The sequence below is a fragment of the Rouxiella silvae genome, from assembly GCF_002093625.1.
GTDB lineage: Bacteria > Pseudomonadota > Gammaproteobacteria > Enterobacterales > Enterobacteriaceae > Rouxiella > Rouxiella silvae.
In genome coordinates, this window is record NZ_MRWD01000034.1 from 50,315 (window position 1) to 56,425 (window position 6,111).

At 48.3% G+C, this 6,111-nt stretch carries 8 protein-coding genes; 2 read left to right on the plus strand and 6 right to left on the minus strand.

Translation table 11 applies throughout. From position 1 onward, the window contains the following. Position 1: 1 nt before the first annotated feature. Entirely contained in the window at positions 2-781 is a 780-nt protein-coding gene (locus BS639_RS14630) for a HalD/BesD family halogenase (protein WP_084983464.1), read from the plus strand. A gap of 64 nt (positions 782-845) precedes the next feature. Here the strand turns inward: BS639_RS14630 and BS639_RS14635 are convergent, their stop codons facing one another. Both BS639_RS14635 and BS639_RS14640 read right to left on the minus strand, forming a co-directional pair. Then, on the minus strand, positions 846-1,949 hold the full coding sequence (locus BS639_RS14635) for a DUF2817 domain-containing protein (protein ID WP_084983465.1): 1,104 nt from the start codon (positions 1,947-1,949) through the stop codon (positions 846-848). Between the two features lie 59 nt (positions 1,950-2,008). After that, positions 2,009-2,788, minus strand: coding sequence for an ABC transporter substrate-binding protein (locus tag BS639_RS14640; protein WP_055776481.1), 780 nt, complete (start codon positions 2,786-2,788; stop codon positions 2,009-2,011). A gap of 211 nt (positions 2,789-2,999) precedes the next feature. Between BS639_RS14640 and BS639_RS14645 the strand changes: the two genes are divergently transcribed. Then, positions 3,000-3,476 (plus strand): GNAT family N-acetyltransferase, encoded by a 477-nt coding sequence (locus BS639_RS14645; protein WP_084983466.1) that lies wholly within the window; start codon positions 3,000-3,002, stop codon positions 3,474-3,476. Positions 3,477-3,567: 91 nt separating this feature from the next. On the opposite strand, the gene BS639_RS14650 is transcribed toward BS639_RS14645, so the two are convergent. The 4 genes from BS639_RS14650 to BS639_RS14665 form a co-directional block, all read right to left on the minus strand. Further along, positions 3,568-4,002: a GNAT family N-acetyltransferase gene (locus BS639_RS14650; protein WP_055776485.1), complete on the minus strand. Its 435-nt coding sequence runs from the start codon at positions 4,000-4,002 to the stop codon at positions 3,568-3,570. Positions 4,003-4,131: 129 nt separating this feature from the next. Further along, entirely contained in the window at positions 4,132-4,524 is a 393-nt protein-coding gene (locus BS639_RS14655; RefSeq protein ID WP_055776488.1) for a VOC family protein, read from the minus strand. 33 nt (positions 4,525-4,557) lie between these two features. Then, complete coding sequence (locus BS639_RS14660) at positions 4,558-5,640, minus strand: bifunctional transcriptional activator/DNA repair enzyme AdaA (RefSeq protein ID WP_084983467.1); 1,083 nt, start codon at positions 5,638-5,640, stop codon at positions 4,558-4,560. A gap of 169 nt (positions 5,641-5,809) precedes the next feature. Continuing rightward, positions 5,810-6,058, minus strand: a complete 249-nt coding sequence (locus BS639_RS14665; RefSeq protein ID WP_055776494.1) for a hypothetical protein — start codon at positions 6,056-6,058, stop codon at positions 5,810-5,812. Positions 6,059-6,111 lie beyond the last annotated feature (53 nt).

Below are 6,111 nucleotides of genomic sequence, written 5' to 3' on the forward strand. Positions count from 1 at the left end.
GATGCAAGAACTCGATACGATCGTAAATTTGGCGGCTAATCCGATTTTGGATGCGAATTTTTTATCCCAGTGTAAACGCACCCTGGATGAAAAGGGCGCGCTGGTCTTGCATCATTTCCTTAGCCCGCCAGCATTGACCGCCATTAAGCTGGAAGGCGATGAAAATCGTCATCTGGCCTATTACACCAGCAGTAACCACAATGTGTACCTACAGAAGCCTGATGTTGAACTGCCGCCAACGCATCCGCGCAACCGGCAGATTGTTTCCTCGAAAGGCTGCATTACAGATGAAGAGATCCCGCAGAACTCGGCGCTGCGGGCTTTGTATGATTCTGCGGATTTTCAAGCGTTTCTGTGTACCGTGCTGGGAGAAAAGCAGCTTTATCCGTACGCCGATAAGCTTTCTTCTATCAATTTGCACTACGCCAGTGAAGGCCAGGAGCTGGGCTGGCATTTTGATAACTCCTCATTTGCCATCACCTTGCTGATTCAGAAACCGCAGGCAGGCGGCGTGTTTGAGTACGTTGAGAACCTGCGCGATGCGGATGCGGGCGATATGAACTATGCCGGCGTCGAGAAGTTGCTGAATAAAGAAACGGAGCCGAAAAAACTGGGTATCGAAGCGGGTGATTTGGTGCTGTTCCGCGGTCGTAATGCCATTCATCGCGTTACCCCGACAGAGGGAGACACCACGCGCATGCTGGTGGTGCTAGCTTATAATTCTCAGCCTGATATTTCGCTGTCAGAAACCGCTAGAATGACTTTTTACGGGCGTATTTAACCGTCTATAAAAAAAGGATGCGGGTTCTACGTCGAGTGAATCAGCATCCTGCTGTTATTATTTGCTAGAGTGTTGGCAGCGCGCTGAAGGCGCGATTAAAAATCTGTTGAGTTCGCAACTGCACCAACTGCTGCCAGTCTTTATCCTGCGGGTAAAATCCTTCAAACAGTTCACTCTTGATTTTTTTGCCCTGCGCGCTCTGCGGATCGCCATAAAGATGCAGCCAGTGGTCATCGCGCACCAGATGATGCATCGTTTCCCCGTCATAGGTTCCACACTCAATCACCAACTGAATCAACTGTGCATCTGGCAAATTATTGAGCATAAATTGAGACAGGTAGCCGGTTGCCGTAGCGGTTACGCCTGTGTCGCTACCCCTATTCTTGCCGGTTATCAGAACGTACAGCCACGGGCCAAATACGTCACGCGCCTGCTGTAATGCCGGATAGGCTTTTTGCGCGATAGCCATCAGCATCGGATGACCATAGGCCCCGGCACCGGTATGCAAATCAAAACTGATAATATTTTTTGCGTGAGACAGATGGGTCTGGATAATTTTTAGCAGCGTGCAGTTTGACCAACTCGGCTGCTGACCGCCAAAGAAAATACCGTCAGGGTGAAGGTATTGCCCGGCTTCCACAATTTTCTTTACCTCATTCCAGCCTGATCCCTGCGAATATTTATCCATCAAATCATCTGCCGCGGCGCGCTGTGGGCCATGCAGATCTTTACTCAGATAAATATCATGTAAATCTTCATATTTCGCATTGGCTGGCAGCGGTTGACTAAAATCTACAAAGTTTCGATTCAGATCCATGTTGTCTTCGTTAACTCGGCGGAGATGCGCGGTTCCCCACGGATTGATCAAGTGGATCATCACTACGGCGGTATCGGCGGGCAGGGGATCGGCAGAGTTCATTTTCAGCCAGTCAATTTGGCTTTGCGATCCATAATAGCCTTCGACCCCGTGGGTGCCTGACACTATCACCAATAAACGTGAGGAAAGCGGGTTACCGAGAATGGCGACATCGGTTGCTAATGCTTCACCTGACGGGCCCTTTAAGGGGTGGGGATAGTGTGTAACCTTGGCACCTGCCGCTTCTGCGGCTGCAAGAAAACTTTCACGTTGAACGGTGTAATCCGGGAGTCGCGCGTAACCTTGCAGCATCAGTCTTTCCTTGTTTTATCTATTTATTGTTCGGCCAGCCTCAGGCTGGCCAATCGTCTTTAAGACTTTTTGTTATAGACTTCAAAGCTGAAGTATTTTTTCTCAATTTTTTCAAAAGTACCGTTCTGATGAATAGCGACCAGTGCCTTGTTAATCATATCCAAGTGCACTTTGTCGCCCTTACGCAGACCAATGGCCGTACCGGCACCCAGATATTTCGGGTCGTTCAGCATCTCGCCGCTAAAGGCAAAATCCTTACCGGCGGCGGTATCGAGGAAGCCCGACTGTGCCGCCGCGGCATTCGTCAGAGTGGCATCGACGCGGCCAGACTGCAGATCCTGATTGACTAAATCCTGATTCTGATAGGACACAACGTTAATCCCTTTGCTCTGCCATAGCGCTTGAGCATAGGCTTCCTGAATGGTGCCCTGCGCTACGCCGATAGATTTACCCTTTAAAGATTCTGGAGTGGGCAAGATACCGCTGCCCTTTTTAGCCACCAAGACGCTTGGAATATGGTAAAGCATGTCGGAGAAATCAACCTGAGCCTGGCGTTTTGGCGTGACGGACATGGCGGATAACACCGCATCAAACTTTTTAGCATCCAGAGCTGGGATGATGCTGTCAAAGCCGGTTTCAACCCACTGGCATTTCACCTTTAACTCCTGACAGATGGCATTGCCCAAATCGACGTCAAAACCTACTAGGCTGCCGTCTGCTGCCTTGGTTTCAAAAGGGGCAAACGTTGGGTCAACACCGAAGCGCAAAACTGATTCTGCATTGGCGAGAGAGCTAAATGAGGCCAGAGCCAGCAGGGTTAATAACGCGCTTTTTTTCATCAGAAAATCCTCAGGGTAAAATGATGGCCGATCTGAGTAAGATACAACCTATCTTTAAAATTTCATCTGAGAATACCTGAGTGGCGATGCTTTCAAAACACAGTAAATAAAAACAGTTTATTGCTCCAACCCGAGGTGATAGAACAGGGGGAATATAGGGTGGGGAGTGAAATGCAGGGAGTCTTTCTCTGAATACCTAAGGGGATAATTTATGAAGATCAGAACTGCAAAACAACAAGATGCGCCGGGATTATGGCAATTACGCAATCGTGCGCTGCGCCATGGCTGTGCTGAGGTTTATGATCCGTCAACCCTGAGCGCCTTTACACCCGAACTCATGCCAGAAGGAATGAGAAAGGTCATCACAGAAAATCAGGTTTTCCTCATTGATGCATCTGAGGGAACAGTGCCCTGTGCGTGCGGATATCTGGACTTAATGACGGGTAATGTTGAGGCTATTTTTACCCTGCCAGAGTATCAGGGCAAAGGCTTGGCGGCGGCTATTATTTCGGCCATAAAGCAGCAGGCCAGAAGCCTGAATATCAGACAACTGACCTTATCATCTACGCCGAATGCGGTGGGGTTTTACGAAAAACAGGGATTCAGCGTAGTGACGTGTGGAAAATATTTCTCTCACTCTGCACAAGCCGATCTTGACTGTGTTGAGATGCTTTGGCGGGATCATTAAGATCTGGCTGTCTTACAGACTCTCGTCAAGCCGTTAAATCCTAGAGGGTAGTCTCGTCAAAACGCGGCGATATTTTGTAGACTCAAGCCAGTTATTGCGGCAGCAAAGCTTTACTCATAAACACCCTGCTGCTGCCAGTTGGCAGGCAAGGAACTTCACCAAAGCGCTGCCAGCCGTGCTTGGTATAAAAATCGGGGGCTTGGAAACTGAGAGTATAGAGTACCGCTGCTGTGCATCCGCGTTTCGCGCCCTCCTGCTCAAATTGCCGCAGAATTTTGGAGCCTAGGCCCGATCCTCTCAGCTCGCTGGGAAGGTAAAACAGTTCGACAAACAGCAGGCCGAGGGAAGATCGCCCGAGCATGCCGCCCAACACTTTTCCTGTCTCAGGATCTTTAACAACAATGGCCAGTGACTGTCTATCCTGAATGCCGGCGGTGTCGACATTAAACCTGTCAAGCCCATCGCCGATGACCTTTTTTATTTCATCATCAACGACATCGGTCATTTGTAACTGATACTTATCCATCCTCACCTCTGCCAGTACTTTATCAGTAAATTCTGTACCGATAATGGCGCTGAGCCAGAGTAAAGGTCAAGTGAATCCCCCGTGACATTGTTCATCTAAATGAATGATATAGGAGGGACTAGCGTGGCTTTATTCAGCATTGTGGCAGCAAACGTGCAGCTTGTTACCCTCGGGGTCACGGAAATAAGCGCCATAATAGTTTGCGTGATAGTCCGGACGCAGGCCCGGTTTTCCTTCACATTCGCCGCCCGATGCTATCGCCGTTTTATAAATGTGATCTATCAGGGCACGCGATGACGCAAGAAAAGCGGTCATTTGGCCGTTTCCTGCAGTCGCATTTTGCTTGTTTTGAGGACGAGTGATAATTAACAGCGGCCGATCGGCATCGGCGGGCTGCCAAGCAGCCCAGGGGATGTTGCGATCGCAAAAACGCAGCTTCAGGCCAAGCGGAGTCAACACCGCGCTATAGAAGGAGAAGGCTTGTTCAAAATCGTTAACGCCTAATGTTATGTGTGAAAACATCGGTGAACCCTTTTTAGCTAACAATAGTCTCGATTATTTATCCAATAAGTCGACGGAGGAGTTATTCAAACGCATTCTTCTTTCATGTTCAATCAACCACTGCTTTCGCCACAGGCCACCGCCGTAGCCTGTTAATGAACCATCGGCCGCTATAATGCGATGGCAGGGGATTAAAATCGAAATCTGATTAGCCCCATTGGCTCTGGCGACGGCGCGCGAGGCTGAGGATTGGCCAATGTCTCGTGCAAGAGCCGAGTAGCTACGCAGCTCACCCACTGGAATAGCTCTTAGCGCATCCCAAACTTTTCTGGTAAATATCGAGCCGAATTCAACCAATTTGGTCTTAAAAGTCAGATTTTTTCCTGAGAAATAATCGGCAAGTTCATGCTTTAGTTGTTCAAGTGGTCTCGTGCTGCCAAATATAATTTCGGATGCAGTCTGTTGTTTCAGTTTATCAATTTCTCTCGGTAAAGCGGGGCGATCGATAAACTCAAGCAAATATAAAGCCTGCTTATCCGCGATAGCCAGCATTGTGCCAATTGGCGTATCCAGCCAGTCGGCATTCAAAAAATGATGCTTTCTGGCATGCGATGGGCTTAGGCCGATTTGGCGGATTATCGCTGATCTAAATCCGCTGGCGGACCCATAGTTTGCATCGAGCTGAGCATCAATCACCTGATTGCCACGGGTCAAGGCATCGACCCCTTTCCCCAGCCTGCGCAGTCTCGCCATTTCAAGAAATGTGATACCGAAGTGACGTTTAAAGGCGCGACGAACCGTTGAGGGGTCTACGTTTAAGGCCTGCACATCTTCCTCGGCCCATTTTCTATCGGGTGAATCTTCAAGCGCCGCCAGAAGTTTGATGACCAACGCTTCTTTTAGTCCATTTGGCATCAAAGGGCTACAGCGCTTACAGGGCCGATACCCAGCTTCCATTGCACCGACTATCGAGGAGTAAAATACCGAGTTTTCACGTTTTGGTTTACGAGCTGGGCAGGTCAAACGACAAAAAATACCGGTACTTTTAACACCCACAAATGCAAAGCCATCATAGGCTGGATCACGTGCAATCAGTGCGCAATAAAGCACGTCATCATCAGGTAAATCAAAAAGCATGATTTAACTCACAGTCAGAATTGGTGAGAAAAGCATAGAGGATCTCGTCAATATAAGACGACGATTTTCGGGCGTTGATTTTTAATATAAATTTACGAGCGATTTACCAAAGGTAACAAGGGGCTAACTTTTCCAGTAGCCGAGGCATAAATCCTCGGCATTCAGAAACTTAACGGTCTTTTGTAGACTGTGAAACAACTGAGCCTGCAAGTGTTTGTGTTACCTCACTTGATCTTGGATTTTTCAAAGCAGCTGATGCGATAGTTTGCAGATTTTCACCGGTCTGATTTTCGGTTCCAGACTGTGAAAGTACAGAACCTGCCAGGCTTTTCTCAATGACAGAAGCTTTCGGATCGTTGAGAATTTTTGCAGCGAGATGCGAAACGCTTTTAGATGATTTCTTAATATTCTTCGCCATATATATTTAACCTATGTAGGAGAGGGAATGTATTTGCAGTGTCTATATTATTG

Bases quoted from the DNA above. Each gene is read 5' to 3' on its own strand.
- BS639_RS14630 (WP_084983464.1), top strand. From the start codon at position 2: ATGCAAGAACTCGATACGATCGTAAATTTGGCGGCTAATCCGATTTTG.
- BS639_RS14635 (WP_084983465.1), bottom strand. From the start codon at position 1,949: ATGCTGCAAGGTTACGCGCGACTCCCGGATTACACCGTTCAACGTGAA.
- BS639_RS14640 (WP_055776481.1), bottom strand. From the start codon at position 2,788: ATGAAAAAAAGCGCGTTATTAACCCTGCTGGCTCTGGCCTCATTTAGC.
- BS639_RS14645 (WP_084983466.1), top strand. From the start codon at position 3,000: ATGAAGATCAGAACTGCAAAACAACAAGATGCGCCGGGATTATGGCAA.
- BS639_RS14650 (WP_055776485.1), bottom strand. From the start codon at position 4,002: ATGGATAAGTATCAGTTACAAATGACCGATGTCGTTGATGATGAAATA.
- BS639_RS14655 (WP_055776488.1), bottom strand. From the start codon at position 4,524: ATGTTTTCACACATAACATTAGGCGTTAACGATTTTGAACAAGCCTTC.
- BS639_RS14660 (WP_084983467.1), bottom strand. From the start codon at position 5,640: ATGCTTTTTGATTTACCTGATGATGACGTGCTTTATTGCGCACTGATT.
- BS639_RS14665 (WP_055776494.1), bottom strand. From the start codon at position 6,058: ATGGCGAAGAATATTAAGAAATCATCTAAAAGCGTTTCGCATCTCGCT.